Raw genomic sequence first — 24,752 nt, 5'->3', positions numbered from 1 at the left:
GCCATCGGTCACAGGCCGGAGTAGTTGACTCCTCTCCTTGCAACTACCACTGCATGACAGCGACTTCACGTCGCACTGAAAGCGCGAGGCTAAGGCTTGTCCCGTAAAGGATCTTTGGGCTGGGGCGGGCGAGGCCAGCTGGTGTTCGGTCCGCTTGTCTATCCCCTGAGGGTGAGGTTGTGCAGGCGAGCGATGCCGCTCATCGCGTGGTGGACACCGTCTCCTTTCAATCGACAGTCGCGAAGGATCTTCCAGGCTTTCATCCGGGCGAAGGCGTGCTCGGCTCGGGCACGGACCTGGCGGTGGGAGACGTTGTGCTCTTCTTTCCAAGCGGGCAGTTCGCTCTGCCCGCGCTCGCGACGGTGCGGGATGACCAGACCGGTGCCCCGGTAGCCGCCGTCAGCGACCACAGTGGTGCGACCGACTGCGGCTTTGGCGCCGGACAGCTCCCATGCCTTGCAGTCATTGCGGTTGCCGGGCAGGGGCCGACCGACCGCCACGACGAGGCGGGTGTCGGCGTCGATGACGACTTGGTGATTCGTGGAGTATCGATAGTTCTTCGACTGCTCGGCCACCGTGTGGTCGCGTGTGGGGACCAGGGTTCCGTCCACGATCAGCACAGTGTTCTTGCGGAACCGCTTGCGCGGCCGGAGCGCGAGCAAGGGGCCGAGGTGTCTGATGACGCGGTCGGCCGCGGACTTCGATACCCCGAAGAGCGGGGCAAGCTGGCGCAGCGTCAAGTTTGTCCGCCAGTACGTCGTGACCAGCAGCACTCGGTCCTCCAGCGGCAACCCCCACGGCCGGCCCCGCCGCGCCTCATCGGCCCCCTCACTGCGCAGCGCGGTCACCAGCTTGCCGAAACAGCGCGGGCTCAGCCCAGTGAACGGGGCTATCCAGGACGGGGCCGACGCCGTGATCACTCCAGTCACAGCAAGATCATGACGCCAAGCCGGGGCCCTGCACCACCCCGTCACGGGCCGCCTGGCCAGGGCCTCACCCATAGCTGCACCATGCTCAAAGCACCACCAGGGCTGGCACGACGATCTGATGAGGAGCAGGGCGTGGGAAGTCTGTTGAAGGGCGTTTCCGGGGTCCGCTGGGGAGAATTACGCGACGCGACGGGCGCCGCGGCCGGCGGTGTCCCCCCTCTGCTGTCCCGGATCGCATACGGGGATGAGGACACGGCCCGCATCGCCATCGATGACCTGGGCGATGCCATCTGTGCTCTGGGGTTCGTCGTTGGCGAGGCGACAGCTCCCACGGTGCCGTTCCTTCTTGAACTGCTCGGGTCCCCGCACGTGGCTTGCAAGGCCGAGTTGCTAGACCAGCTGGGAAGCATCTGCCGGGCCGACCAGTGGCATTCTGCCGCTGCGGCAGCGCAGGACCGCAAGCACGACGCGAGCTTCCAGCAGCAACCCGGCTGGGAGGCAGCAGCAAGGACAGCTGTGTACGCAGGCCGGTCAGTCATCGAGGGCGTCGCCTCCTCCGTACGGCCAGAGGAAGCGACGCCTGCTCGGAAGTTGTTGCAGGAGATGGACTGCATCCCGCCGTTTCCGGAGCTATGAGCGGCAATTGCGGGACAACCCTTAGGAACGACGTCCTTGAACACCGGTCGCCCTCGAATCACAGAGGCCGTACCAGTCACACATCCGCCCATCTACCTCACCCGATCAGCACGGGGAGCCGAGACAGCCATGTGATCAGTTGACTTCTGCGCCGAGGGCGATGTCGAAGCCGGCGCCGTGGCGGGCCAGCCCCATTAGCAGGAGGCCGGTCCATTCGAGGACCGACGCCATCTGGAGCCCTCCGGCGTCGAGAGGCCGCAAGCCGATGCTCTTCAGAAACGCCGCGACTTGGGCCTTCGCCTCGGCGTCGTCGCCGGCAAGAAACGCGTCCAGGGGCTTGTCGTGAGCGAGGACGTGGCCGAGAATCGAGTTCAGCGCCTTCACGACCGGTGTGCCCTCGGGGGCGGCAGCGGCGATCTCCTGGGCCGCCGAGCGGCCTGAGTTAGTCGCGAGCCCGTCGGCGTCGGTGTTGAAAGGATTGGAGATGTCGACGAGGATCTTGCCGGCCAACGCGCCGTCGTAGCGAATGACCGCGTCGACTGCGCCGGTGTACGGGACGGCCACGATGACGATGTCACCTGTCGGCGTTGCACCGAACACGCCGACGGTGGCTCCATTGCCGATCTGGTCGGCTAGCGCCTGAGCTTTGACGGTGTTGCGGCTCATGAGCTCGATGGTGTGGCCGTGCTTCGCCGCCCGGGTGCCGATGGCGGTGGCCATGTTACCCGAGCCGATGATGCTGATGGTGGTCATGACGTTTTCCTTTGCTGTCTATCGATCAACTGCTGGGTATAGGGGTCTTGCCGGTGTGGTGGGTTGCGCCGAGAGCACTGGCCGCGCAGGGCGGAGTGCTAAGAGCGTTCGCGGGCGACGTGTTCGCGTACGGCGGGGATGGTCTCCACGGCGAAGCGTTCGAGTACGTCCGGGTCGTCGCTGGCCAGGATGAAGACGCTGACACCGTCCTCGACGGCCATCTGGGCCAGTGCCTCCGCGGTCTGCTGACTCGGGAAGATGTTCAGCAGCCGGGTGATCTCGCGGGGGTCGCGGTTAGCGGCCCGCGCGGCGTCGTCGATGATCGCGTTTCCCTTCTGGAGGCCGCCTGGCTCCATGACCGGCAGCGACGGCAACCAGCCATCGGCCTTACGTCCCACCAGGCCCTGCATCTTCGGCTTGTGGGCTCCGAGCCAGATCGGGATCTCGTGTGCGGGCGCGGGTCCGCGCTCGGCGCCGTGGACCGAATAGAACTCCCCGTCGACATCCAGTCGTCCGGGCCCGTCGGCGTCCCACACCCCGCGGATCACGTCGATCGCCTCGCTCAACGCCGCCACTGACTGCAACGGGGTCAATCGACGTCCGCCGATCGCCTGCACCGCATCCCAGTAGAAGCCGGCCCCGAGCCCGAGGCTGATCCGAGCACCGGAGAGCAGGTCGAGGCTGGCGGCCGCGCGGGCGAGCACGGCGGGGGGCTGACGCAGCGGCAAGTTGAGCACATTGCCAGACAGACCGATGCGCTCGGTCCGCGCGGCCACCCAGCTCAGCAGAGTCCAGGTATCGAGAAAGCTCGACTGGTAGGGATGATCCTGGAAGGTCACGAAGTCGAAACCGAGCCGCTCACTGAGCTGCGCCAACTCGACCGGACGGGTCGCCGGGGAGTTCGTGGGACCAATGAATGTTGCGAAACGCAGGGGATGACCATAGTCAGGCATCGACGTCTCCTTCAGTCGTTCGTGTGTGGTCAGCCGCGACGCGCGACGTCGTCGCCCACGGCGTGTTGTCAGATCAGGGCGCTGACGATTCCGTCGAGAGGCTCGGGCTGGCCGGCCTCGTGGTGAAGGCTGGTGCCGCCGCGGATCAGGGCGCCGCAGATGACAGCGGCAGCCCAGAAAAGGCCTGCGGCCCACCAGAATCCGATAGCGGTGCCGGCGTCGCGCGGTTCGACGCCCATCTGCCCGACCGCGACGGCCACGACGGCGGCCGAGCCGATACCCGTTCCGATCAGCACCAGCCCGGGCAGCACCCAGGCCGCGTATGGGCTGCCTGCATCGGCCTGGGTCAGCAAGGCGGCCCCAGCACCGGAGGCGATCAAGCCGGCGGCGACGATGAACCGCATGGTCAGGCGCTGCAGCAGCACGCCCTGGGGCAGCGTGGCTACCACGCCAATTGTCACCATCAGCGGCAGGAACGCGACGCCAGTCGTGATCGGCGAGTAGCGCAGCACGCCCTGGAAGTAGTACGTCAGGAACAGGAACACTGCGAATACCGCCGCGTTCGCCAGCAAGAGCGTCAGGTAGGCCGCACTGCGATTGCGGTCGGCGAGTACGCGCAGCGGGATGAGCGGGTGACGGTCGACCTTCTGGAGTACGACGAAGCCGACCAGCAGGAGACCACCGACGACGAGCGGGGTCAGCGTGACTGCTGAGCCCCGGCCGTCCGTCTGGGCCCTGGCCGAGCCGAAGACCAACCCGAAAATCGCCGCCGAGCCGACGACCGTGCTAGGCACGGAGAGTTTGGGCTTGTCGGGTTCGGCGGAGTTGTGCAGCAAGGTAAGTCCGCCGATGAGTCCCACGACCGCGAGGACGATGTTCACGTACACGCACCAGCGCCAGCTCACGTAGTCGGTCAGCAAACCACCCAGCAGCAGGCCGATGGCGCCGGCGCTGCCTGGGGGCCCTGGAGGGCTCGTTACTGCTCATCTTCTCTGCCCCTGGTGCGGTTAGGTCGGAGCGCCGACATGAGGCGTTTCTCTGGTCGTCGCTCGCTGTTAGATCTGGCTGAACCCGCCGTCGACGACTAGGTTTGCGCCGGTGATGAAGCTGGCGTCCGAGGAGGCCAGGAACAGCGCAGCAGCCCCGATTTCCTCGCTGCTTCCCAGCCGTCCCAGCGGGATGGAGGCGGTGATCTGCTCCCGAATCTCGGGGGATACGGTGCTGAAGAGCGCGGTGTCGATCGAACCGGGACTGACGACATTCACCCGGATGCCGCGGACCTTCAGCTCCGCGGCCCAGGTGCGGGCGAGTGAACGCACGGCGGCCTTGCTCGCCGAGTAGACCCCGGCACCGGGAATGCCCTTGGTCGCGCTGGTCGTGCCGTTCAGGATGATCGACGCACCGTCGCTCATCAGCGGCAGCAGGTACTGAACGGTGAACACAGTGCCGCGGAAGTTCACGCCCACCAGCGCGTCGAACGTATCGGGGGTGATGCTTCCCAGCGGGTCCGAAACCGATCCGAGGCCGGCGCTCGCAAATAGGACGTCGACTCGTCCGTGACGCTCCCGCACGGTCTCGGCCAAGCGAGCCAGGTCGTCGAGATTTCCCGAGTCCGCCTGTACGCCCGTCACGTTGTGGCCGATGGAGGCGACCGCCTCATCCAGCCTGCGCCTGTCTCGTCCGGTGATGAACACGTCGGCGCCTTCGGCCACGAACAACTTGGCCGTCGCCAACCCCATCCCAGAGGTTGCTCCAGTGATCACGGCGACCTTGCCATCAAGCTTGGGCATGTTGACCTTCATCCTTCTGTCGGCTGAACGGTGCGCGGACCCTGCGGGGCACGCGGGCCGACGAGTACGCGCCGGTTGTGCGAAGCGCTCCGCAAACGGGACTGTTCTCCCGTTCGTGACTACACGCTCACCGTACCAGATGCGTGCGCGCGCACCTAACTGGGAGGGCACTCGGTTTCCGGGTATGCTGCTGGGTGTGAAGGCACCCGTGTCGCAACCGCGAATCATTTCCCCGGACCAAGTCAAGGGCTGGTTTGCGCTGCTGCTCACCCACTCCACAGTTACCGGGCGGATCGACGCCGCGCTGATGGACCAGCACAAGATCTCGTTCAGCACCGTCGAGATCCTGTGCTGGCTCCTGGAAACCGAGCCTCAGTCGGTTCGGGTTCTGTCTGGCGAACTTGTCAGCGTGAGCCCCACTCGAGCATCACGGTTGGTCCAGAATCTGATCGATGCCGGGCACCTCCAGCGTGGCGCCGACCAAGGCGACGGGCGGGTGTCGCTCATCAGCTTCACCAAAAGCGGACGACACTTCGCCGAGTCGGTCAGGCGAACTTTCGAGGATTCGGTCAAGAAATACTTTGTCGATCCCCTCGACGACGATGACATTGCTGCCATCACCCGGATTTGGGCCAAGCTCGAAAAAGCAGAAGGTCCTAGCTGAGGGAAATCCGGATCGCTGTGATCGCCGTCCTCGTCCGGCGACACGAGACCGGTCAGCGACTGTCATCCGCTGTCGGGACCTGCACGGTGAGCAGTGTGCCCCGGACGTTGACGCCGATGAAGATCTGGTCGAACTGTTCCCCGGTGGCCTGCGCCAACGGTGCGAGCGTGGCCATGCCCGCGTTGGCGAAGAGTACGTCCAGGCCCCGGCCGCGGTCACGGATCGCGTCGTACAGCCGGTCCAGGTCGGTCGGCTCGGATATGTCGCCCGGCACCGCGGTGACCGCGGAACCGATCGACTCAACGGCCCTGTCGAGCGCATCCTTGCGCCGGCCGGTGATGAACACATGGGCGCCCTCGGACGCCAGCCGCGCGGCGGTGGCCAGGCCGATTCCTGTGCTCCCGCCGGTGACGACGGCGGTCTTGCCTTCCAGCTGTTCCATTGCTCGAACTCCCGAAACTTAGAGAGCCCGGCGGTAGGTGTGGCGAATGGCCGTGTGACGACCCGGAGGCAAGACAGGCACGAGCCTGGGTGATCATGGAGTTCTTGACGCTCAGTGATCACCGGAGGGCTCGTGCCTGTCCTGCCATCATGCCTGCTCGAACCCCTGTGGGACCAGTTCGCAGCGCTGCTGCCCGAGCATGTCGATACCCATCCGCTCGGCTGCCACAACCCGCGCATCCCGGACCGGATTGTCTTCGAGCGCGTCATCGCCGTCCTGGTGCACGGCTCCGGATACGAGCGGATCGCCGACCGCCAGTGCTCCGACCGCACCATCCGACGCCGCGTCAAGTACTGGTCACAGCTGGGCATGGCCGAGCAGGTCCACGGGCTGGCCGTGCAGGCGTACGACCGCATGATCGGCCTCCAACTCCGTGAGCTGTCCGTCGACGGGTGCATCACCAAGGCTCCCTGCGGCGGCGAGAGAGCCGGACGCTCCCCGGTCGACCGGGGCAAGCAGGGCCTGAAGCGCTCAGTGGCCACCGAAGCCCGCGGCGTCCCGATCGGTCTCGTCTCGGCCGGGGCCAACCGTCATGACTCCCCGCTGCTCGCGCCCACCCTGGAGGCCGCAAAGAAGCAGATCGGTGTGTTTCCCGAGCAGGTCAACGTCAACTTGGACCGGGGCTATGACAGTGACAAGACCCGAGCCGCGCTCGAGGAACTGGGCTTCACCGGCGAGATCGCCCGCAAGGGCGTGCCCGCACCGATCCAGGCCGGCAAGAGGTGGGTCGTGGAGCGGAGCCACGCATGGATGAACGGCTTCGGCAAGCTCCGCCGCTGCACCGAGAAGCGCCAGTGCGCTGTGGACTTCTACCTCTACCTGTCCGCCGCAATCGTCACGCTCCGCATGCTCATCCGCCGCGCGACCCCGCTCTACCGCGGGGACGGACGGCCCACCACCAAGAGACTCAAGTGACGCCTGCTGACGGGCGTCCGTCTGCGTCGGGCGGACAAGCACTGCCGCACGCCTGGGGAAGGCGCGCTGCTCAACGAGGGCAGGGCCGGCCCGCGCTCCTGGCTGTGGAGGCTGTGGTGATGATGGCGTCGAGCCGGTCCCGGGTTTTCACCAGGGTGCTGACCTGCGTATCGATGCGGTCCCGCTCGGCCGACAGCCGGTCGAGCAGCGCGGGGGTCACGTCACCGGTCTCGACGCACGGCAGCAGTTCCAGGATCGCCCTGCTCGGCAGCCCTGCGGAGTACATCTGCTGAATCAGCTGGACGCGGTCGACCGCGCTGTCCGGGTACTGCCGCTGGCCGCTGGGGCTGCGCGCCGAGGCCAGCAGGTCCTGCTCTTCGTAGTAGCGCAGTGCCCGCACGCTCACGCCCACCCTTGAGGCCAGCTCACCGATGCGCATCAACGCCCCCTCCATGACCTGGATCACATTCCTTGCCTCTGACGTCAACGTCAGGTTCTAGCGTAGCCCGTGAACAGCCCGGACAGGAATCACCTCACCACTGCCAGGAGACTCCCCATGAAGATCACCGGTTCCGTCGCCCTCGTCACCGGCACCAACCGCGGCATCGGCAGGCACTTCGCCCAACAGCTCCTGCACCGGGGCGCCACCAAGGTCTACGCGACCGCGCGCACCCCCCACCTCGTCGACCTCCCCGGTGTGGAGGTACTGCGGCTCGACATCACCGATTTGGCTTCGGTCGCCGCCGCGGCGGGCGCGGCCTCGGACGTCACCCTCTTGATCAACAATGCCGGCGTCTTCACCCAGCAGAACCTCGTCACCGGGGACCCCGAGAAGATCCGGCTGGAGATGGACACCAACTACTTCGGCACCCTCAACGTGGTCCGGGCGTTCACTCCCGTCCTGGCCGCCAACGGCGGTGGGGCCATCCTCAACGTCCTGTCGGCGATGTCCTGGCTCGCCTACGACGGGGCCAACGCCTACAGCGCGTCGAAGGCGGCGGCGTGGAGCCTCACCAACGGCATCCGCCTCGAACTCGCGGGCCAGGGAACTGCGGTGACGGGCCTGCACCTGGCCAGCACCGATACCGACATGATGGCCGGGTGGGACGTGGAGAAGAACGACCCCGCCGATGTCGTGCGCGCCGCCCTCGACGGTATCGAGGCCGGGAAGATGGAGATCCTCGCCGACAACAACTGCGTCCAGCTCAAGGCGGCCCTGTCCGCCGACCCGAGCGTGCTCTATCCGCAGGCGGTTCCCGCCGCCTGACCCTTCGGCAGCCGCCCGCCCGGCCAGGCTTCAGCCGACGTTCGAGGATCTAGGGATCAGCCGGGCGCGGCCATGCGTACTCGTCACGCTCCGCACGCGCGTCCGCCGCGCTACCGCTGGGACACCTACCCACCACCAGAAGACTCAAGTGACGCCTACCGCCGGACTCTCTTATTTACTGATCGGTGCAGAATGGGACCGTAGTACTTCTGTACCGAACGGCGTCAAGGTCGTGGGATGGGGTCATGGAGATCACCCGGAAAAGCGCCGAGCGGCCGGCTGCTGGCTGCGCTCGCGCATCTTCGTCACGGGGTCACCCACGACGTGCCGGCCCGCTGGTTCGGAGTGGACCGCTCCACCATCACCCGGGCCATCGGTGAGGTGCGGCCTCTGCTCGCCGAGCGAGGCCGCGCCGTCAGCCCCACGCGCGACTGCGGGCGCTGGCCGAGGTTGTCGACCGGCGCGAGCGCGATGACCGGCATCGTTGACGGCACCGAGATCCGGGTCCGTCGGCCCGCCGCCGGGCGCAAGGACGGGGACCAGTTCATCTCCGGCAAGAACAAGCAGAACGCCGTCAAGTCCGTGGTGGTCACGGACGGTGAAGGCCGCGTCCTGTGGTGCAGCCCGGCCCGTCCCGCAAGCTGCGCGGGCCTCACCCACGCCCGTCGGGCAGGGCTGGTCGAGCTCCTGGGCGACGGACCTGTGGTGGAGATCCTCGCCGATGCCGGCTACCAGGGCCTGGGAGCCCAGACCGGCGGCCGAGTGATCACGCCACCGCACCGCAAGTTCAAGAAGAGCGCCCCAGACCGGTACGAGGGAATGTACGAGCGCCAGCGCAAGGCACACTCCTCACGCGGTATCCGGTCGAGCATGGCATCGCCCACCTGAAGAACGGGCGAGCACTTGCCCGCCACCTCGGCCGCCGCGAGCACATGAGCGATACCGTCCAGGCCGTCGCCGGCCTGCTGTCCCACCAACAGACCGCGGACCTGAGCTCGACACGGCAGACGTGACCACAGGCCACACCGCGGTTCTGGACGTCTCACCGCTTTCCGTGCACGAGCTCGTCAGTGCTCCACCCGTCGCCAGTCCGTCACAGGGCCGGGGTTTGTGTGGTCCGCAGGAGTGACCCAGAAGGCTTTGTCCAGCTCAGCGCTAAAGTGGGCGCCTGTCCGGCCGTCCCCGGAGGAGCGCCCCGTCACCCGGCGCATCACCCACGGCCCCAGGTGCTGCCGGGCGAACCGCGCGTCGCTCGTCCGCCGCGCGAGCCACCGCGCGGCCTCGGCGGGCGGCAGTTCCGCGCGCCATTCGTCGGCCGGCTCCAGCCCGAGCGTCTGCCAGACCGCCTCGGCGACCCGGCGATGGCCCTCCGGCGTCAGATGCAGCCGGTCCACGTCCCACATCCGCTGATCGCCGAGGGCCGGCGCCCCGTACAGGTCCACCACGAGCGCGCCGTGCCGGGCCGCCAGCTCGTCCACGGCCGTGAACAGCTCCTCCATGCGCGGCCGGAAGCGTTCCATCACCGGCCCGTTCCGCCCCGGGCTGCGCATCAGGACGAGCTGCCCGCACGCCGGGGCGAGCCGCTCCACGGCCTCCGTGAGCAGTCCCCGCACCCGGCCCATGTCGACCTTGGGCCGCAGCGTGTCGTTGAGCCCGCCGACCAGCGTCACCACGTCCGGCGCCATCGCCGCCGCGAGATCCACCTGCTCCTCGACGATCTGGCCGATGAGCTTGCCGCGTACGGCGAGATTGGCGTACCGGAACCCGGGGGTACGGGCCGCGAGCCTGGCGGCGAGCAGATCCGCCCAGCCGCGGTACGAGCCGTCCGGCAGCAGGTCGGACATGCCCTCCGTGAACGAGTCACCGACCGCGACAAAACTGGTGTATTTAGCATTCATCTCCATGGCGGAGCCGATCGTACCGCGCGGTAGGTTCGCGGCGCCCCTACGCGTGCCGGCCCACCAGTTCACGCAGCAGGTCCTCCATCGTCACCAGCCCTTCGAGCTTCCCGTCCTCGTCCAGCACCCCCGCCAGATGCGTACGGCCACGGCGCATCGCGGTCAGCACGTCGTCCATCGGGGTCGTCGCCCGTACCCGCGCGATCGCGCGCATCCCCGAGACCGGGAAGGGCTCCTCGCGCGGCCCCGCGTCCAGCGCGTCCTTCACATGGAGGTAGCCGAGGATCCGGCGCGCGGGGTCCACCACCGGGAACCGCGAGAAGCCGGTCTCCGCGCCCAGCTGTTCCAGGCCCTCCGGCGTCACCCCGAGCCGCGCCGAGACCACGCGCTCCAGCGGCATCACCACATCACGCACCGGACGGCGCCCCAGCTCCAGCGCGTCGTGCAGCCGTTCCGCCGCCCGGTCGTCGAGCAGCCCGGCATGGCCCGCGTCGGTGACCAGCCGGGCCAGTTCGTCGTCCGAGAACGTGGCGGACACCTCGTCCTTCGTCTCCACCCTCAGCAGTTTCAGCAGACCGTTGGCGAAGGCGTTCACCGTGAAGATCACCGGGCGCAGCGCACCGGCCAGCGCGACCAGCGGCGGCCCCAGCAGCAGCGCGGCCCGCGCGGGCCCGGCCAGGGCCACGTTCTTCGGCACCATCTCGCCCAGCAGCATGTGCAGATATGTGGCGACGGTGAGCGCGATCGCGAACGAGAGGAGATGCACCAGCCCCTGCGGAACCCCCACCGCGCTGAAGAGGGGCTCCAGGAGGTGCGCGATGGCGGGCTCGGCGACGATGCCCAGCACCAGGGTGCAGAGCGTGATCCCGAGCTGCGCCGCGGCCAGCATCGCCGACACGTGCTCCAGCCCCCGGATCACGCTCCGCGCCCGCCGGTCGCCGGCCTCCGCGGCCGGTTCGATCTGGCTGCGGCGTACGGAGATCAGGGCGAACTCGGCCGCGACGAAGAACGCGTTGACGGCCAGGGCCAGCAGCGCGACGAAGAGCTGGAGGGCGATGATCATCCGGCGTCCTCCCCGGCCCCACCGGTCCCGCCGGTCTCCCCGGTCCTGCCAGTCCCACGGGTCCTGCCAGTCCCACCGGTCTCCCGGGTCCTCCGGGTCTCCTGGGGCTTCCCGGTCCCGCCGGTTTCCCCACGGCCGCCCCCACCCGCGTCCGCGTCCGCCGCCCCGTCCGACGGGCGGGGTGCGCGCAGCAGCAGCCGGGCCGCGCGTCGGCCCGTGGCGTCCACGACCTCCACCTCCCACCCCTCCAGCGTCATCCGGTCGCCCTCGGCGGGGATCCGGCCCAGTTCCGTGGCGACCAGCCCCGCGAGCGTCTCGTACGGGCCCTCGGGCATCCGCAGCCCGGCCGTCCTGAGCTGATCGGCGCGCGCGGCGCCGTCGGCCGACCAGAGCGCCCTGCCCTCGGCGTCCTCGCCCACCGGCGCCAGGTCGGAGAGCTCGTGCGGGTCGTGCTCGTCCCGTACCTCGCCCACGACCTCCTCGACGATGTCCTCCAGCGTCACCACCCCGGCCGTCCCCCCGTACTCGTCGATGACGACGGCCATCGTGACGCCGCCCGACAGCCGGTCGAGGAGGGTGTCCACGGTCAGGCTCCCCGGCACCAGCAGCGGCTCGCGCAGCAACTCGGCCACCGTGAGCCGGGGCCGCCGCTCCGCCGGGACCGCCAGGACGTCCTTGATGTGCGCGATGCCAACGACGGTGTCCAGGCTGCCCCGGTAGACGGGGAAGCGGGACAGGCCGGTGGCGCGGGTCGCGTTGGCGACGTCCGCGGCGGTGGCCCGTACGTCCAGGGCCATCACCTGCACGCGGGGTGTCATCACGTTCTCCGCGGTCAGCGCCGCCAGGCTCAGCGTCCGTACGAACAGCTCCGCCGTGTCCTTCTCCAGCGCGCCCGCCTCCGCGGAGTGCCGCGCGAGCGCGACCAGCTCCTGGGGGCCGCGCGCGGAGGCGAGTTCCTCGGTCGGTTCCAGACCGAACCCGCGCACGATCCGGTTCGCCGTGCTGTTGAGATGCGCGATGAACGGACGGAACGTGCCGCTGAAGTACCGCTGGGGTGTGCCCACCACCTTGGCGACGGCCAGCGGTGAGGAGATCGCCCAGTTCTTCGGCACCAGCTCGCCGACGACCATCAGCACGATCGTCGACAGGGCCGTGCCGATGACCAGCGCCACCGAGGCCGCGGTGTCGGGGGCGAGGCCCAGCGCCTCGACCGGTCCGCGGATCAGCTTCCCGATGGACGGCTCGGAGACCATCCCGACGACCAGATTGGTCACGGTGATGCCCAGCTGCGCTCCGGAGAGCTGGAACGTCAGGCTCCGTACGGCCTTGAGCGCCCCGGCCGCGCCCCGTTCCCCGCGTTCCGCGGCCCGTTCGAGATCGCCGCGTTCCACGGTGGTGAGGGAGAACTCCGCGGCGACGAACGCTCCGCAGGCCAGCGCCAGCAGAACCGCCAGCAGGAGCAGAAGCACTTCGGTCATCCGGTCACCTCCGTCCCAGGATCGCCGCACAGGCCGGGGACCGCGCGGCGATCCCGGGACGTTTTCCGCGATGGCGTACGGGGATGGAGGGCGCGCGTCCCTCAGGCGCCGTGCGGCTGTTCGGCGCTCCCGGCGCCGCTCAGCGGCTTCACCCAGCGCCGCCAGTGGTCCTCACGGTGGTATCCGGCCGAGGCCCAGGTGTGGTGGGCGCGCTCGTTGGCCTCCAGGACCATGGCGTCGATCCGCCGTCCGCCCAGCGCGGCGAACCGCTGTTCCGCCGCTTCCATCAGGGCGCTCGCGATGCCCTGCCGGCGGTGGTCCGGGTGTACGGCGAGCCGGTAGGCGGAGCACCGCCATCCGTCGAAGCCGGCTATCACGGTCCCGGCGAGGACGCCGTCGCGCTCCGCGAGGATCAGGGCCTCAGGGTCCCGGGAGATGAGCCGGGCCACTCCGTCGTGATCGTCGCTGATGCTCGTGCCCTCGGCGGCCTCGCGCCAGAACCGCAGCACGGCGTCGATGTCCGGGTGGATGGCGGGGCGGATGTGGAGATCGCTCATGAAAGCAACCCAATCAGACCGCCGCCCGGCCCCGTCGGCCGTCCCGTTCCGTGAGATCCGCCCACCGCGTGGAACCACCGCGTGGAACCACCGCGTGGAACCACCGCGTGGAGCCACCGTGCGGAACGCCCTCAAGTCTTAGTTAGAGGCTATCGCGAATCGCGTTGACACTCTCTCCAGTGAAGCACTATAACTTCTAACGAACGCGAAAGCGCATAGCCAAAGTCGGAGCGCAGTGGAGGTCGTCATGAACGCCGAAGGACTCGTCGAGGTCGTCCTGCCGGGCACGGTGGAGCCGGAGGGGCTGCTGATCCAGCGGGGAGCGGTCCCGGTCGCGGGTCCGGGGCAGGTCGTGATCAGGATGGAGGCGACCGGGGTCTCCTTCGCCGAGCAGCAGATGCGCCGGGGCCGCTACTACGACCAGCCGCCGTTCCCCTTCGTGCCCGGGTACGACCTGGTCGGCACGGTGCTGGCGACCGGCGAGGGTGTCGACCCCGCACTGACCGGCAGCCGGGTGGCCGCACTGGTCAAGGTCGGCGGCTGGGCCAGCCATGTCGTCGTGGAGGCGGCGGACATCGTCGCGGTCCCCGACGGGATCGGCGCGGCGGAGGCGGAGACCCTGGTGGTCAACGGCATCACCGCCTGGCAGATGCTGCACCGCAGGGCACGGATCCGCGCGGGGCAGACCGTCCTGGTGCACGGTGCCAACGGCGGCGTCGGCTCGGTCCTCGTCCAACTCGCCCGCGCCGCGGGCGTGAAGGTGATCGGCACCGCCTCCGCCCGCCACCACGACGCCCTGCGGGCGCAGGGGGTCGCCCCCGTCGACTACCGCACCGAGGACGTCGCCACGCGGGTGCGCGAGCTCGCCCCCGGCGGGGTGGACGCCGTCTTCGACCACGTCGGGGGTCGCAGTGTCATCGACTCCTGGCGCCTTCTCGCCCCCGGCGGCACGCTCGTCTCGTACGGCGTCGCCTCTGCCCGGGACGACTCGGGGTCCAAGCAGCTTCCCGTGCTGAAGATCCTTGCCCGGGTGTGGGTCTGGAACGCGCTGCCCAACGGCCGCCGGGCCTACTTCTTCAACATCTGGGCGGGGCGCTCCTTCGGCAAGGACCGGTTCCGGGCCCGGCTGCGCGCCGACCTCACCCAGGTCTTCGCGGCCTACCAGCGCGGTGAGGTCATCGCCGGGATCGCCGCCCAACTGCCGCTCGCACGCGCCTCCGAGGCCATGCGGCTGGCCGAGTCCGGCACCGTCGCCGGAAAGATCGTCCTCACCCCGTAGCCCGTCGGCTCACTCGCTCACACGACCGCCCGTGCCGCCCACCGTTCCTCCAGCGGTCGCGGTCATCCGCCGCGCAACTCCTCGATCACCGGGCCGAACGCCTCCATGTACGGGTCGAGGACGGTCAGATAGGTGAATCCGAAGCGCTCGCGCTGGGCCCTGAGCTGGTCGGCGATCTGCCGTACGGTGCCCACGGCGAGCAGCGGCAGCTCCAGCGCCTCGTCCTCGTCGATTCCCAACCTCGACAGCAACTCCCGTACCGCCGCCCGGCGGTCGTGGGTGACGGTGACGAACTGGAGCAGCAGATTCAGCTCCGCGGGCACCGCCCGGCCCGCCTCGAACTCCCGGTAGGCGGCGACGCGTTCGGCCAGTTCGCCGGCGGTGATCGCGCGCAGCCCCTCCGGCGTGTGGCGGGCCCCCGTGAACGCGGTGATCGCGGCCCGCTCCGCGGCCAGCCGCAGCACCCGGTCGCCGTTCCCGCCGATCAGCAGCGGGGGCATCGGGGACTGCGCGGGGCGCGGCACATGGGACGCGTCGCCGAGCAGCCGGTCCAGCTCGTCGACGGTACGGGTGAGCAGGTCGACCCGTTCACCGGGCGGCAGGAACTCCAGCCCGGCCCGCTCGTGTTCCTCCCGTACGTAACCGGTGCCGAGTCCCAGCTCCAGCCGCCCGTCGGACAGCGCGTCCACGGTGGCGATCTCCCGGGCGAGCAGGGTCGGGTTCCAGAACGCGGCGTTGAGGACGAAGGTCCCGAGCCGCGGCCGTTCGGTCGCCTCCGCCGCGGCGGCCAGGGCGGGGAACGGCGCGACCATGCCGAGGTGGTCCGGCACGAGGATCACGTCGTACCCCAGCTCCTCGGCGCGTCTGCACCGCTTGCGCCACTCGTCGCCGCCGGTGGCCGTGGTCATGTTCACACCGAATCGGAAGGGCCGTGTCATGGACGCTCCTCACGCGTGACGCGTACGGTCGGGAACCGGGCGCGCGGATTCGCTACCCACCCGCGACCGGGTCGATCCCCCAGGGCGCCCTGGACACAGGTACGGGCCTTCCCACCGGCTCCGGCGTCCAGGCGGTGTTGACGAAGGTCGAGGCCGTGTTGACGAAGTAGCGCCGGGCGGACGGGACTTCTCCAGCACGGCCTCCCCCGGGGCCGGCACGGCCTACCCGGGCCCCGGTGCGAACGTCCTCGCGAACGCGGCCCCGTCCCACCCGCCGTCCAGCTCCGGCGCCAGCCAGGTCGCCGCCCGCGTACGGAACTCCGCCGGATCCAGCGCCCCCGCGCCCGCCGGCAGGGCGCCCAGCAGCGGCGCGCCCGCCACATCGGGCAGGTCCGCCAGATTGCAGCGCGCCGCCAGGCCCGGCGCGACCGGCCAGCTTCCGATCACCACACCCAGCGGTGTCAGCGACCGGGCCCGCAGCGCCTCCGCCGTGAGCGCGGTCGCGTTGAGCGTGCCCAGTCCGGCCTCCGCCACCATCAGGACCGGGGCTCCCAGCAGCCGGGCGGCGTCCGCGAGCGTGGCGCCCGCCGCGTCGAACCGTACGAGCAGCCCGCCCGAGCCCTCGACCAGCACCAGATCGTGCTCGGCGGCCAGCTTCTCGGCCGCGACCGCGATCTCGTCGGGGCGCACCGGCTGCGCACCGGCCCGCAGTGCCGCCGTCGCGGGCGCCAACGGCTCGGGGAACCGGGCCAGTTCGGCCGCGGTCACCGGGCCGGCGAGCCGGACGGTCTCCGCCGCGTCGCCCGGCTCGTCCGGGGCGAGTCCGGTCTGCGCGGGTTTGAGTACCGCCACGGTGCGGCCCCTGGCCAGCGCCACCGCGGCCACGGCGGCTGTCACGACGGTCTTGCCGATCTCCGTCCCGGTCCCGGTCACGATCATGACGGGCATGCCCGATCAGTCCTTCCGCCGTGCGGCAGCCGCGTCCGCGGCGACCGCGACCACCGCGCGGCAGATCCGGGCGATGTCCTCATCACTCGTCACATACGGCGGCATCGTGTACACCAGATCGCGGAACGGCCGCAGCCAGACGCCCTTGCGCACCGCCGCGCGGGTCGCCGCGGCCAGGTCCACCTCGTGGTCGAGCTGGACGACCCCGATCGCGCCCAGCACCCGTACGTCCCGTACCCCCGGCAGCTCCGCGGCCGCCGCCAGCCCCTGGCGCAGTCCCGCCTCGACGCGCCCGACCTCGTGCGCCCAGTCCTGGCCGAGCAGCAGGTCGATCGAGGCGTTGGCGACGGCCGCCGCCAGTGGATTGCCCATGAAGGTCGGCCCGTGGGCCAGCACCGGGACCTCGCCGCGGGCGATGCCCTCGGCCACCCGCTCGGTGCACAGCGTCGCGGCCATCGTCAGATAGCCGCCGGTCAACGCCTTGCCGACACACATCACATCGGGGGACACGCCGCCCTGTTCCGCGGCGAAGAGGGTCCCCGTACGGCCGAAGCCGGTGGCGATCTCGTCCAGGACGAACAGCACGTCGTGCGCGTCGCACGCCTCCCGCAGGACCCGCAGATAGGCGGGGGAGTGGAAGCGCATCCCGCCCGCGCCCTGGACCACCGGCTCGACGATCACGGCGGCGAGTTCGTCCGCGTGACGGGCGACGAGCGCGCGCAGCCCGTCGGCGTACGTCTCGTCGTACGCGGCCGGCGGCGCGTCCGCGAAGATCTGCCGGGGCAGCACCCCCGACCACAGCCCGTGCATCCCGCCGTCGGGGTCGCACACCGACATCGGCTGCCAGGTGTCGCCGTGGTAGCCGCCGCGCCAGGTCAGCAGCCGCCGCTTGGCCGGGCGGCCGGCCGAACGCCAGTACTGGAGACACATCTTGACGGCGACCTCGACCGAGACGGAGCCCGAGTCCGCGAGGAAGACATGGCGCAGCGGCGCGGGCGTGATCTCGACCAGCCGGGCCGCGAGCCGGACGGCGGGCTCGTGGGTGAGCCCGCCGAACATCACATGGCTCATCCGGTCGAGCTGGCCGCGCGCCGCCTCATTGAGCACGGGGTGGTTGTAGCCGTGGATCGCCGACCACCACGACGACATGCCGTCGACCAGCTCACGTCGGCCGTACGCGGCCTCGGCGAGCCGGAGCCGCACCCCGGAGGCGGACTCCACGACCAGTGGATCCGTCCGGCCCGGCATCGGCCCGTACGGGTGCCAGACATGGGCGCGGTCCAGGGCGAGCAGCGCGCCGGCGGTGAGCGGTCCGGCGGGGGAGGACACCTCAGGCATTGGGCGCCAGGTCCGTACCGGCACCCCTGCGCCGTACGGAGACCAGGTCCGTACGGAGTCCCGGCGGAGCCTGCTCCGGCTCCCCGGCGGCCGGTGCGGTCTTCTCGGTCTTCGCGGCCGTCTCGGGCTCGCCGGATCCGCCGCAGGTGCCGCCGCTGCCGCCGTCACCGCAGGGTGCGCAGCCGCCGGTGCCGGTACGGTGATCCGGCAGCGTGGTCGCCCCCGCGCCCTCCACCTCGAAGCCCGCGTCGGCGATCATGTCCAGGTCCGCCTGGCCCGCCTGGCCCTCACTGGTGAGGTAGTCGCCCAGGAAGATCGAGTTGACCAGGTGCAGGGCGAGCGGCTGCAGCGTCCGCAGATGCACCTCGCGCCCGCCCGCGAGCCGGACCTCGACGTCCGGGCAGACGAAGCGGGCCAGCGCCAGGATCCGCAGACACCGCTGCGGGGTGAGGTGCCACTCCCGCTCCAGCGGCGTCCCCTCCATCGGAATCAGGAAGTTGACCGGCACCGAGTCCGGGTCGAGCGCGCGCAACGAGAAAAGGACGTCGACCAGGTCCTCGTCGCTCTCGCCCATGCCGGCGATCAGACCGGAGCAGGCGGAGAGACCGGCGGCCTGCGCCCGCTCCACGGTGTCCACCCGGTCGGCGTAGGTGTGGGTGGTGGTGATGTCGCCGTACGTCGCCTCGGACGTATTGAGGTTGTGGTTGTACGCGTCGGCGCCCGCGGCCCGCAGCCGCTCACCCTGCCCGGCGGAGAGCAGCCCGAGGCAGGCGCACACCTCGACGTCCCCGTTCTGCTCCTTGATCGCCTCGATGCTCCGCGAGACCCGGTCGATGTCCCGGTCCGTCGGCCCCCGGCCGCTGGCGACCAGACAGACCCGCTTGGCGCCGCCCGCCACCCCGGCGGCGGCGACCTTGGTCACCTCGTCCGGTTTGAGCCAGGTGTACTTGAGGATCTCCGCCGTGGACCCGAGCCGCTGGGAACAGTAGGAGCAGTCCTCCGGGCACAGGCCGGACTTCAGGTTGATCAGATAGTTCAGCTTCACCCGCCGCCCGAACCATTGACGGCGCACTTTGCCGGCCGCCGCGACCACGTCGAGCAGCTCGTCGTCGGAGGTCGCCAGCACGGCGAGGGCTTCTTCGCGGGTCGGCAGCTCGCGCCGCAGGCCCTTCTCCACCAGCGTGTTCAGCAGATCCATGGTGCCGATCCTGGCGCACGGGGCGCGTCCTGGCCACGGAGGAACCCCACAACACCGACTGATCGAGGTGTGTGTATAGCCACACTAAAAATGGGTTCGCCGACGGTTAGGGTCTGTGAGCTGCCTACAAAAGGACGGGACCGATGGAGCAGGATCCTCTCGACCGGACCGGCCTCCCGCACCGTGCCGATCCCTTCGACTGGACCGACGGCGAGGCGCGCCGTCGCGAGCGGGCCGGGCTGGTCCGGGCGCTCCGGCCGCGCCCGGCCGACTCGCCCCTGCTGGACCTGGCGAGCAACGACTACCTCGGGCTGGCCCGGCACCCCGCCGTGACCGGCGCCGCCGCGGCGGCCGCCCGCCGCTGGGGCGCGGGCGCCACGGGGTCCCGGCTGGTCACCGGCAGCACCGCCCTCCACGCCGAACTCGAAAGGGAGCTGGCCGACTTCTGCGGTTTCGAGGCCGCGCTGGTCCTCTCGTCCGGGTACGCGGCCAACCTCGCCGCGCTCACCGCGCTCACCGCCCGCGACGGCCTCCTCGTCTCCGACGCCGGCAACCACGCCTCGATCGTGGACGGTTGCCGGCTCTCCCGCGCCGAGACCGTGGTCGTACCGCACGCGGCCCCCGAGGCCGTCGCCAAGGCACTCGACGCGCACCCGGGGCGGCGCGCGCTGGTGGTGAGCGACGCGGTCTTCTCGGTGGACGGTGACGCCGCACCGCTCGCCGGGCTGGCGGCGGTCTGCCACGGGCGGGGCGCGGCCCTGCTCCTCGACGACGCGCACGGGCTGGGCGTGCTCGGCACGGGCGGCCGGGGCGCCCTCGACGCGGCGGGGCTCGCGGGGGCGCCCGGGGTGGTGGCGACCCTCACGCTCTCCAAGTCCCTGGGCAGCCAGGGCGGCGCCGTCCTCGGCCCGGCCAGGGTGATCGACCATCTCGTCAACGCCGCGCGGACGTTCATCTTCGACACGGGACTGGCACCCGCGGCCGTGGGCGCCGCCCTGGAGGGGCTGCGGCTGCTGCGGCGGGAGCCCGAACGCGCCGAACGCGCCAGGGAGGTCGCCCGGGCGCTGCACCGGCAGCTGACCGGGGCGGGGCTGACGGCCGTACGGCCCGACGCCGCCGTGGTCTCCGTACAGGCGCCGTCGCCCGAGGCGGCCGTGGACTGGGCGGCCGGGTGCCGGGCGGCGGGGCTGGCCGTGGGCTGCTTCCGCCCGCCCTCGGTCCCGGACGGCGTCTCCCGGATCAGGCTGACCGCCCGCGCCGACCTGACGGAGGAACAGATCGACGCGGCGGTACGGACGATCGTGGCCCTCGCGCCCGGGACCGCGTCACCGCGCCCGGACGCGTCCTGAAGCCTGTCGACTTCGCCCTACGACCCGGTCCGCCGTCCGTCCAGCGCGCGGACGAAGGACGTCCACGCGCCGGGCGAGAAGGCCAGCTGGGGCAGGGCGAGGTTCTTGGAGTCCCGTACGGCCAGCGCGCCCGCGTCGTTCCGGGCGCACTCCACGCAGTTGTTGGCGCCGACGCTGTGACTGCTGCGCCGCCAGCTCCGCGGGGGTGAAAGGGGTACGGGATGTGGGGTGGGGGGCTGTGCGAGGCAAGCGGACATGATGCTCCCTACGCGCCGTCACTGATCCCGGCGATGAGATCCAATGAATCCTCTGTCGAGAGGGCGTGCGCCCGCATCGCGTCGAAGGCGACGCGGTACGCCTCAAGGTCCTCTTTCCGCTCCAGATAGAGACTATTCGTTAAATGGTCGAGAATGACTAAATCCAGATCGGTAATGTTCGGAAAAGAGAAGATGACGAAAGGTCCCGTCAACCCGGCATAGCCGCCGGCGGTGAACGGCAGCACCTGGAGACAAACCTGCGGAAGCCGGGCGAGCCGGGTGAGCCGCCGCAGCTGATCGCGCATCACCCCGGGGCCGCCCACCTCCCTCCGTAACACCGCCTCATCGACCACGGCGTGCAGACGCAGCGGACTCTCGTCACGCGTCAGCACCTCCTGGCGGGTGAGCCGCACATCGACCAGCGAGTCCACCGTCCCGTCCGGCTTCCCCGTCAGTGCCGCCCTGGTCACGGCGCGGGCGTAGGACGAGGTCTGGAGCAGCCCGGGCACCACGGAGGTCTCCAGCGTGTGCGCGGTGCTCGCCTGGGACTCCAGGGCGATGAAGTCCCGGTACGTGGGCGGGATGACCGAGTTGTACGCCGTCCACCATCCCGTCCCGTCCGCCGTGCCCGCGAGGGCTCGCAGCAGCGAGCGCAGCCGCTGGTCCTCGATCCCCAGCGCGTCGAGGAGCGCCGCCAGATCCCCGTCCCGCACCCCGCTCACGCCGGTTTCGATCCTGCTCACTTTCGACTGGTGCCAGCCGAGCAGCCGCGCCGTCTGTCCACTGGTGAGCCCCGCGCTCCGGCGCAGCCTGCGCAATTCCTCGCCGAGCCGTTGCCGACGTACCACCGGAATATGCCGCATGGCCGAATCCCCTCTCCGCGTTCTTCTCCGTCACGCCGAACGGCGTCAAGGCGGAGAAGTTATCTTTCCGGCGCCCAAATACGGTCTCGCGTTGCAGAGTTCACCGCTTTGAGCGACAGATATATGCAGATCTCGGTGGATCGGAGGTGCGGATGGTGCGATCAGTGGCAGGCTGTCGCGCAGCACGGTCCGAGGCCGTCCGCGCAGTCATCAGCTGTGCCGGAGTCCGGTCCGGCGGGAAAGGGACAGCGTCGCCATGGCCGACCACCAGGAAGCATCCATCACCCTGCCGAGCGAGCCCGCCTCGGTGCCCACCGCCCGACGATATGTGGCGGACCTCCTGACCGACTGGGGGCTGCCGGGGGAAGCGGCCACGGCGGACACGGTCCGGCTGATCGTCTCGGAGCTGGTGACCAACGCCGTGCAGCACACCTTCGGCCAGTCGCCCACGTTCACCGTGGTGGTACGGCTGGACCGCGAGGAACGGCTGCGCATCGGGGTGACCGACAGTCATCCGCGCTGGCCCCAGCGGCTGCCCGCGGCCGTGCAGCAGGACAACGGTCGCGGGATGGTCATCATCCGCTCGCTGACGGCCGAGGCCGGCGGACGGCTGTCGGTCACCCCGACCGAGGAGGGCGGCAAGACCGTCTGGATCGCCCTGCCCTGGACGGTCCCGCTGTCGCCGGCCGCGCCGGCTCCGTAGCGCCCCCGCCGAGAGGTTCCTCCGCGGCGCCGCGGGCGCGGAGCGGCCGGCGACCGTGCTCACTTCACGCGGCCGTACAGGACGTTCCTGGACCAGATCTTCTCCAGCCGGACCAGCGAGCCGGTCTTCGGCGAGTGCCAGATCCTACCCTTGCCCGCGTAGATCCCGACGTGGTAGACGTACCGCCCGGAATGGAAGAACACCAGGTCGCCCTTGCGCCGCGAGGAGGGCGAGATGTGCCGGGTCTGGTTGTACTGCGCCTGTGCCGTGCGGGCGAGCTTCTTGCCGGCTTTCTTGAACGAGTAGAGCGTCAGGCCTGAGCAGTCGAAGCGGTGCGGCCCTGTGGCGCCCCACTGGTACGGGGACCCCTTCTTCGACTCCGCGATCTTCAGAGCCCTGAAACTGAGCGTGGCGGCCTCGGCCTCTGACGCGGCGCCAGGCGCCAGCATCGTGCCGGCGACGGTGGCGAGCGTGAGGGCCGATACGGCCCCCGCCCGGGACAGTAGAGACGGGACATGTGTCTGCGCGGTCATGCGCAACCCTTCGTCAGCCGCCTGTGAAGGATGACCTGTCGGGTTCGGGCTGGCGAAGTTGCCCGGCCGCGTGAACGGCTTCACCCCGAGGAACGACCACGACGGGCGTCGTCCCGTACTGCCTGGGTCCTCCACTCCTGCCGATCCACTCCTGTCGACCCGTCATCCGGAACGGCGGCAGGACTCGGCGTCCGCCCGGACCGCCTCGCCAGGGCTGGCGGGGGCTTGTCGTCCCCCGGATCTTGACCCAGAAACCTCTCGATTTCCCTGCTGAAACGACGATATGTGAAGTTCATCACCCTTGGCCCATGTGGGTGGCGACGGGGGATTCCGCCGCCGGGTCCCGCGCGGCGATGAGGGCTGTACCTGCGGCGTAACGATCACGTGCGGCGACGCCCCGGCCGGATCGCGCAACTCGCCTCACCGATTCCGTCCGGTCAGTTCATACGCCGAATGTGCGGGTTCTTCTCGTACGGACGCGGCCATACGGGAACGGCGCGCACCCTCAAGTCGGCTGTTCGGGCGGCAGGGTGACCCGCCCGGCCCGCCGCTCCCCGTCGAGCGTCCGCAACGCCCTGGCCAGCGTCGTCGCGTACAGCTCCCGCTCGCCCCGCTGGTGCATGACCGTCAGGGCGTCTCGCAGCCCGGCCACTTGGGCGGGCAGTGCCTGCGCCGCGCGCAGCGCGGCGTAGGTGTCCGTGCCGCGCGCCGGGTTGATCCGGCCCAACAGGTCCACGATCCGCAGATAGTGGTCGACGACCTCGCACTCGGCCCGGGTGAGGGCGGGCAGCGGCGGCAGTTCGGGTGGCAGCACCGGCCGTCACCGCCCGCCGGGGGAGGTCGTGCGGTTCTGGACGACGTGGTCGATCAGCCCGTACGACCGGGCCCCGGGCGCGTCGAGGATCGTGTCCCGGTCGATGTCGTCCGCGATCCGCTCCGCACTCCGCCCGGTGTGACGCGCCAGTGTCCCGGTGACCAGGCTCCGCAGCCGCAGCAACTCCTCCGCGTGGATCAGCAGATCGGACGGCTGGCCGTGCAGCGGCTCCTCGACGGTGGGCTGCTGGAGGACGATCCGGGCACCGGGCAGCGCCATCCGCTTGCCGGGAGCCCCGGCCGCCAGGAGCACGGCGGCGGTCGAGGCGGCCTGGCCGAGACAGACCGTCTCCACGTCGCAGGTGACGATCCGCATCGTGTCGTAGATCGCCGCCATGGCGCTGATCGAGCCGCCCGGCGAGTTGACGTAGAGGCTGATGTCCCGGTCGGGGGCGGCGTACTCGAGGTGGATGAACTGCGCGATCACGTCGTTCGCGGCGGTGTCGTCGACGGCGGTCCCCAGGAAGACGATCCGGTCCTCCAGGAGCCGGGAGTACGGATCGAGGGTGCGGCTTCCGTCACTCGTCCGCTCGGTGAACTCGGGCAGGACGTATCGGGCCGAAGGGCGCTTCATGGCGTACCTCTCCTCAGGGGCGGGTCGCGAGGTCCGCGCGGCGTTCTCCGCAGGGTGAACCCGCACGACTCTCTGTAGAAAATGTACAGGACGTACAGGTTGTTGGAATGGTGAGCACGGGCCGCGCGGTGAGGTGCTCGCCGTGGGCGAGTCTTGTTCCGCGCGGCCTCCCGCCGAGCCGGACATGACGGTTTCCCCGTCATCCGGCTCTCCAGTGACTGCCCTCGGGCTTTCATGAGGCGGGCTGTCCGACGAGTGGTCAGGTAAGCGAAAAGTGCCTCTGACCGGCTGGGCAGGGGCACTTTCTGCTCTCCTGACCGCCTGCCGGACAGCCTGCTTCATGAAAGCGCGAGGCTACTGAGGTTGAACTCGCGATGTCGCCGGGTTGCTCAGGTGGGCCTGATGGTCAGGCCGGTCTCGGCGAGGCAGCCGTCTATGAGGTCGCTGCGATACTGGATGTGCCGTAGGCCGCGTCGGATGCGCTGGACGAGGTG

At 70.1% G+C, this 24,752-nt stretch carries 27 protein-coding genes, 2 pseudogenes and 1 riboswitch; of the genes and pseudogenes, 8 read left to right on the top strand and 21 right to left on the bottom strand.

Translation table 11 applies throughout. The features are described 5' to 3' along the window. Positions 1-158: 158 nt before the first annotated feature. Positions 159-929 (bottom strand): transposase, encoded by a 771-nt coding sequence (locus tag AB0P17_RS41575; RefSeq protein ID WP_365820030.1) that lies wholly within the window; start codon positions 927-929, stop codon positions 159-161. A gap of 132 nt (positions 930-1,061) precedes the next feature. On the opposite strand from AB0P17_RS41575, the gene AB0P17_RS41570 reads away from it, so the two are divergent. Next, entirely contained in the window at positions 1,062-1,565 is a 504-nt protein-coding gene (locus AB0P17_RS41570) for a hypothetical protein (protein WP_365820028.1), read from the top strand. Between the two features lie 135 nt (positions 1,566-1,700). Here the strand turns inward: AB0P17_RS41570 and AB0P17_RS41565 are convergent, their stop codons facing one another. The 4 genes from AB0P17_RS41565 to AB0P17_RS41550 form a co-directional block, all read right to left on the bottom strand. Continuing rightward, positions 1,701-2,318: an NAD(P)-binding domain-containing protein gene (locus AB0P17_RS41565; protein ID WP_365820026.1), complete on the bottom strand. Its 618-nt coding sequence runs from the start codon at positions 2,316-2,318 to the stop codon at positions 1,701-1,703. Between the two features lie 98 nt (positions 2,319-2,416). Continuing rightward, positions 2,417-3,271, bottom strand: a complete 855-nt coding sequence (locus tag AB0P17_RS41560; RefSeq protein ID WP_365820024.1) for an LLM class flavin-dependent oxidoreductase — start codon at positions 3,269-3,271, stop codon at positions 2,417-2,419. A 68-nt stretch (positions 3,272-3,339) separates the two neighbouring features. Continuing rightward, on the bottom strand, positions 3,340-4,212 hold the full coding sequence (locus AB0P17_RS41555) for an MFS transporter (RefSeq protein WP_365820036.1): 873 nt from the start codon (positions 4,210-4,212) through the stop codon (positions 3,340-3,342). 114 nt (positions 4,213-4,326) lie between these two features. Further along, positions 4,327-5,061 (bottom strand): SDR family oxidoreductase, encoded by a 735-nt coding sequence (locus AB0P17_RS41550; RefSeq protein ID WP_365820022.1) that lies wholly within the window; start codon positions 5,059-5,061, stop codon positions 4,327-4,329. Between the two features lie 196 nt (positions 5,062-5,257). On the opposite strand from AB0P17_RS41550, the gene AB0P17_RS41545 reads away from it, so the two are divergent. Next, positions 5,258-5,725 (top strand): MarR family winged helix-turn-helix transcriptional regulator, encoded by a 468-nt coding sequence (locus tag AB0P17_RS41545; protein ID WP_365820020.1) that lies wholly within the window; start codon positions 5,258-5,260, stop codon positions 5,723-5,725. A gap of 61 nt (positions 5,726-5,786) precedes the next feature. On the opposite strand, the pseudogene AB0P17_RS41540 reads toward AB0P17_RS41545, so the two are convergent. Further along, positions 5,787-6,167: pseudogene (locus AB0P17_RS41540) on the bottom strand (SDR family NAD(P)-dependent oxidoreductase); the annotation flags it as partial. Positions 6,168-6,299: 132 nt separating this feature from the next. On the opposite strand from AB0P17_RS41540, the gene AB0P17_RS41535 reads away from it, so the two are divergent. Then, the gene (locus AB0P17_RS41535) at positions 6,300-7,142 is read left to right on the top strand and encodes an IS5 family transposase (RefSeq protein WP_365820018.1); all 843 of its coding nucleotides are present in this window, start codon (positions 6,300-6,302) and stop codon (positions 7,140-7,142) included. Between the two features lie 70 nt (positions 7,143-7,212). Here AB0P17_RS41535 and AB0P17_RS41530 read toward each other — a convergent pair whose 3' ends face one another. Next, a complete protein-coding gene (locus AB0P17_RS41530) occupies positions 7,213-7,581 on the bottom strand; it encodes a MerR family transcriptional regulator (protein WP_365820034.1) in 369 nt (122 codons plus the stop codon). Between the two features lie 117 nt (positions 7,582-7,698). Between AB0P17_RS41530 and AB0P17_RS41525 the strand changes: the two genes are divergently transcribed. Both AB0P17_RS41525 and AB0P17_RS41520 read left to right on the top strand, forming a co-directional pair. Continuing rightward, complete coding sequence (locus AB0P17_RS41525; RefSeq protein WP_365820016.1) at positions 7,699-8,409, top strand: SDR family oxidoreductase; 711 nt, start codon at positions 7,699-7,701, stop codon at positions 8,407-8,409. Between the two features lie 237 nt (positions 8,410-8,646). After that, positions 8,647-9,297: a transposase family protein gene (locus tag AB0P17_RS41520; protein ID WP_365820014.1), complete on the top strand. Its 651-nt coding sequence runs from the start codon at positions 8,647-8,649 to the stop codon at positions 9,295-9,297. A gap of 179 nt (positions 9,298-9,476) precedes the next feature. Here the strand turns inward: AB0P17_RS41520 and AB0P17_RS41515 are convergent, their stop codons facing one another. The 4 genes from AB0P17_RS41515 to AB0P17_RS41500 all read right to left on the bottom strand — a co-directional run bounded on the left by AB0P17_RS41515 (position 9,477) and on the right by AB0P17_RS41500 (position 13,405). Continuing rightward, on the bottom strand, positions 9,477-10,313 hold the full coding sequence (locus tag AB0P17_RS41515; RefSeq protein WP_365820012.1) for an SGNH/GDSL hydrolase family protein: 837 nt from the start codon (positions 10,311-10,313) through the stop codon (positions 9,477-9,479). A gap of 40 nt (positions 10,314-10,353) precedes the next feature. Continuing rightward, the gene (locus AB0P17_RS41510; protein ID WP_365820032.1) at positions 10,354-11,367 is read right to left on the bottom strand and encodes a hemolysin family protein; all 1,014 of its coding nucleotides are present in this window, start codon (positions 11,365-11,367) and stop codon (positions 10,354-10,356) included. Continuing rightward, the gene (locus AB0P17_RS41505; RefSeq protein WP_365820010.1) at positions 11,367-12,848 is read right to left on the bottom strand and encodes a hemolysin family protein; all 1,482 of its coding nucleotides are present in this window, start codon (positions 12,846-12,848) and stop codon (positions 11,367-11,369) included. The genes AB0P17_RS41510 and AB0P17_RS41505 overlap by 1 nt, the downstream gene beginning before the upstream one ends. A gap of 101 nt (positions 12,849-12,949) precedes the next feature. Beyond that, on the bottom strand, positions 12,950-13,405 hold the full coding sequence (locus tag AB0P17_RS41500; RefSeq protein WP_365820008.1) for a GNAT family N-acetyltransferase: 456 nt from the start codon (positions 13,403-13,405) through the stop codon (positions 12,950-12,952). A gap of 247 nt (positions 13,406-13,652) precedes the next feature. Here AB0P17_RS41500 and AB0P17_RS41495 point away from each other — a divergent pair, with 247 nt between their 5' ends. Beyond that, positions 13,653-14,684 carry a medium chain dehydrogenase/reductase family protein gene (locus AB0P17_RS41495; protein ID WP_365820006.1) on the top strand — a complete coding sequence of 344 codons (1,032 nt, stop codon included), beginning with the start codon at positions 13,653-13,655 and terminating at the stop codon, positions 14,682-14,684. Positions 14,685-14,746: 62 nt separating this feature from the next. Here AB0P17_RS41495 and AB0P17_RS41490 read toward each other — a convergent pair whose 3' ends face one another. From AB0P17_RS41490 to bioB, 4 genes are all read right to left on the bottom strand, one after another. Next, positions 14,747-15,622: a TIGR03621 family F420-dependent LLM class oxidoreductase gene (locus AB0P17_RS41490; RefSeq protein WP_365820004.1), complete on the bottom strand. Its 876-nt coding sequence runs from the start codon at positions 15,620-15,622 to the stop codon at positions 14,747-14,749. 222 nt (positions 15,623-15,844) lie between these two features. Continuing rightward, positions 15,845-16,570, bottom strand: coding sequence for a dethiobiotin synthase (bioD, locus tag AB0P17_RS41485; RefSeq protein WP_365820002.1), 726 nt, complete (start codon positions 16,568-16,570; stop codon positions 15,845-15,847). Positions 16,571-16,576: 6 nt separating this feature from the next. Then, positions 16,577-17,908, bottom strand: a complete 1,332-nt coding sequence (locus AB0P17_RS41480; protein WP_365820000.1) for an adenosylmethionine--8-amino-7-oxononanoate transaminase — start codon at positions 17,906-17,908, stop codon at positions 16,577-16,579. Further along, positions 17,901-19,106, bottom strand: coding sequence for a biotin synthase BioB (bioB, locus tag AB0P17_RS41475; RefSeq protein ID WP_365819998.1), 1,206 nt, complete (start codon positions 19,104-19,106; stop codon positions 17,901-17,903). The genes AB0P17_RS41480 and bioB overlap by 8 nt, the downstream gene beginning before the upstream one ends. Positions 19,107-19,249: 143 nt before the next feature. Here bioB and AB0P17_RS41470 point away from each other — a divergent pair, with 143 nt between their 5' ends. Continuing rightward, positions 19,250-20,455, top strand: coding sequence for an 8-amino-7-oxononanoate synthase (locus AB0P17_RS41470; RefSeq protein ID WP_365819996.1), 1,206 nt, complete (start codon positions 19,250-19,252; stop codon positions 20,453-20,455). A gap of 17 nt (positions 20,456-20,472) precedes the next feature. Here the strand turns inward: AB0P17_RS41470 and AB0P17_RS41465 are convergent, their stop codons facing one another. Next, a complete protein-coding gene (locus AB0P17_RS41465; RefSeq protein ID WP_365819994.1) occupies positions 20,473-20,712 on the bottom strand; it encodes a DUF397 domain-containing protein in 240 nt (79 codons plus the stop codon). 8 nt (positions 20,713-20,720) lie between these two features. Next, positions 20,721-21,575, bottom strand: a complete 855-nt coding sequence (locus AB0P17_RS41460) for a helix-turn-helix transcriptional regulator (RefSeq protein ID WP_365819992.1) — start codon at positions 21,573-21,575, stop codon at positions 20,721-20,723. A gap of 256 nt (positions 21,576-21,831) precedes the next feature. Here AB0P17_RS41460 and AB0P17_RS41455 point away from each other — a divergent pair, with 256 nt between their 5' ends. Next, complete coding sequence (locus AB0P17_RS41455) at positions 21,832-22,278, top strand: ATP-binding protein (RefSeq protein ID WP_365819990.1); 447 nt, start codon at positions 21,832-21,834, stop codon at positions 22,276-22,278. A 59-nt stretch (positions 22,279-22,337) separates the two neighbouring features. Here the strand turns inward: AB0P17_RS41455 and AB0P17_RS41450 are convergent, their stop codons facing one another. The 4 genes and pseudogenes from AB0P17_RS41450 to AB0P17_RS41435 all read right to left on the bottom strand — a co-directional run. Continuing rightward, a complete protein-coding gene (locus AB0P17_RS41450; RefSeq protein WP_365819988.1) occupies positions 22,338-22,811 on the bottom strand; it encodes a C40 family peptidase in 474 nt (157 codons plus the stop codon). 3 nt (positions 22,812-22,814) lie between these two features. Next, positions 22,815-23,011, bottom strand: a riboswitch (cyclic di-AMP (ydaO/yuaA leader). A gap of 305 nt (positions 23,012-23,316) precedes the next feature. After that, entirely contained in the window at positions 23,317-23,625 is a 309-nt protein-coding gene (locus AB0P17_RS41445; protein ID WP_365819986.1) for a hypothetical protein, read from the bottom strand. Between the two features lie 6 nt (positions 23,626-23,631). After that, complete coding sequence (locus tag AB0P17_RS41440; RefSeq protein ID WP_365819984.1) at positions 23,632-24,258, bottom strand: ATP-dependent Clp protease proteolytic subunit; 627 nt, start codon at positions 24,256-24,258, stop codon at positions 23,632-23,634. 389 nt (positions 24,259-24,647) lie between these two features. Next, positions 24,648-24,752: pseudogene (locus AB0P17_RS41435) on the bottom strand (IS630 family transposase); the annotation flags it as partial.

Source organism: Streptomyces sp. NPDC088124 (assembly GCF_040685895.1).
Taxonomy (GTDB): Bacteria; Actinomycetota; Actinomycetes; order Streptomycetales; family Streptomycetaceae; genus Streptomyces.
This window is presented reverse-complemented; position numbering and strand designations above follow the sequence as displayed.

Coding starts and splice junctions, on each gene's coding strand:
- AB0P17_RS41465 (WP_365819994.1), bottom strand. CDS start 20,712: ATGTCCGCTTGCCTCGCACAGCCCCCCACCCCACATCCCGTACCCCTT.
- AB0P17_RS41515 (WP_365820012.1), bottom strand. CDS start 10,313: ATGGAGATGAATGCTAAATACACCAGTTTTGTCGCGGTCGGTGACTCG.
- AB0P17_RS41495 (WP_365820006.1), top strand. CDS start 13,653: ATGAACGCCGAAGGACTCGTCGAGGTCGTCCTGCCGGGCACGGTGGAG.
- AB0P17_RS41480 (WP_365820000.1), bottom strand. CDS start 17,908: ATGCCTGAGGTGTCCTCCCCCGCCGGACCGCTCACCGCCGGCGCGCTG.
- AB0P17_RS41490 (WP_365820004.1), bottom strand. CDS start 15,622: ATGACACGGCCCTTCCGATTCGGTGTGAACATGACCACGGCCACCGGC.
- AB0P17_RS41440 (WP_365819984.1), bottom strand. CDS start 24,258: ATGAAGCGCCCTTCGGCCCGATACGTCCTGCCCGAGTTCACCGAGCGG.
- AB0P17_RS41565 (WP_365820026.1), bottom strand. CDS start 2,318: ATGACCACCATCAGCATCATCGGCTCGGGTAACATGGCCACCGCCATC.
- AB0P17_RS41500 (WP_365820008.1), bottom strand. CDS start 13,405: ATGAGCGATCTCCACATCCGCCCCGCCATCCACCCGGACATCGACGCC.
- AB0P17_RS41505 (WP_365820010.1), bottom strand. CDS start 12,848: ATGACCGAAGTGCTTCTGCTCCTGCTGGCGGTTCTGCTGGCGCTGGCC.
- AB0P17_RS41560 (WP_365820024.1), bottom strand. CDS start 3,271: ATGCCTGACTATGGTCATCCCCTGCGTTTCGCAACATTCATTGGTCCC.
- bioB (WP_365819998.1), bottom strand. CDS start 19,106: ATGGATCTGCTGAACACGCTGGTGGAGAAGGGCCTGCGGCGCGAGCTG.
- AB0P17_RS41525 (WP_365820016.1), top strand. CDS start 7,699: ATGAAGATCACCGGTTCCGTCGCCCTCGTCACCGGCACCAACCGCGGC.
- AB0P17_RS41550 (WP_365820022.1), bottom strand. CDS start 5,061: ATGCCCAAGCTTGATGGCAAGGTCGCCGTGATCACTGGAGCAACCTCT.
- AB0P17_RS41470 (WP_365819996.1), top strand. CDS start 19,250: ATGGAGCAGGATCCTCTCGACCGGACCGGCCTCCCGCACCGTGCCGAT.
- AB0P17_RS41520 (WP_365820014.1), top strand. CDS start 8,647: ATGGGGTCATGGAGATCACCCGGAAAAGCGCCGAGCGGCCGGCTGCTG.
- AB0P17_RS41460 (WP_365819992.1), bottom strand. CDS start 21,575: ATGCGGCATATTCCGGTGGTACGTCGGCAACGGCTCGGCGAGGAATTG.
- AB0P17_RS41450 (WP_365819988.1), bottom strand. CDS start 22,811: ATGACCGCGCAGACACATGTCCCGTCTCTACTGTCCCGGGCGGGGGCC.
- AB0P17_RS41530 (WP_365820034.1), bottom strand. CDS start 7,581: ATGCGCATCGGTGAGCTGGCCTCAAGGGTGGGCGTGAGCGTGCGGGCA.
- AB0P17_RS41455 (WP_365819990.1), top strand. CDS start 21,832: ATGGCCGACCACCAGGAAGCATCCATCACCCTGCCGAGCGAGCCCGCC.
- bioD (WP_365820002.1), bottom strand. CDS start 16,570: ATGCCCGTCATGATCGTGACCGGGACCGGGACGGAGATCGGCAAGACC.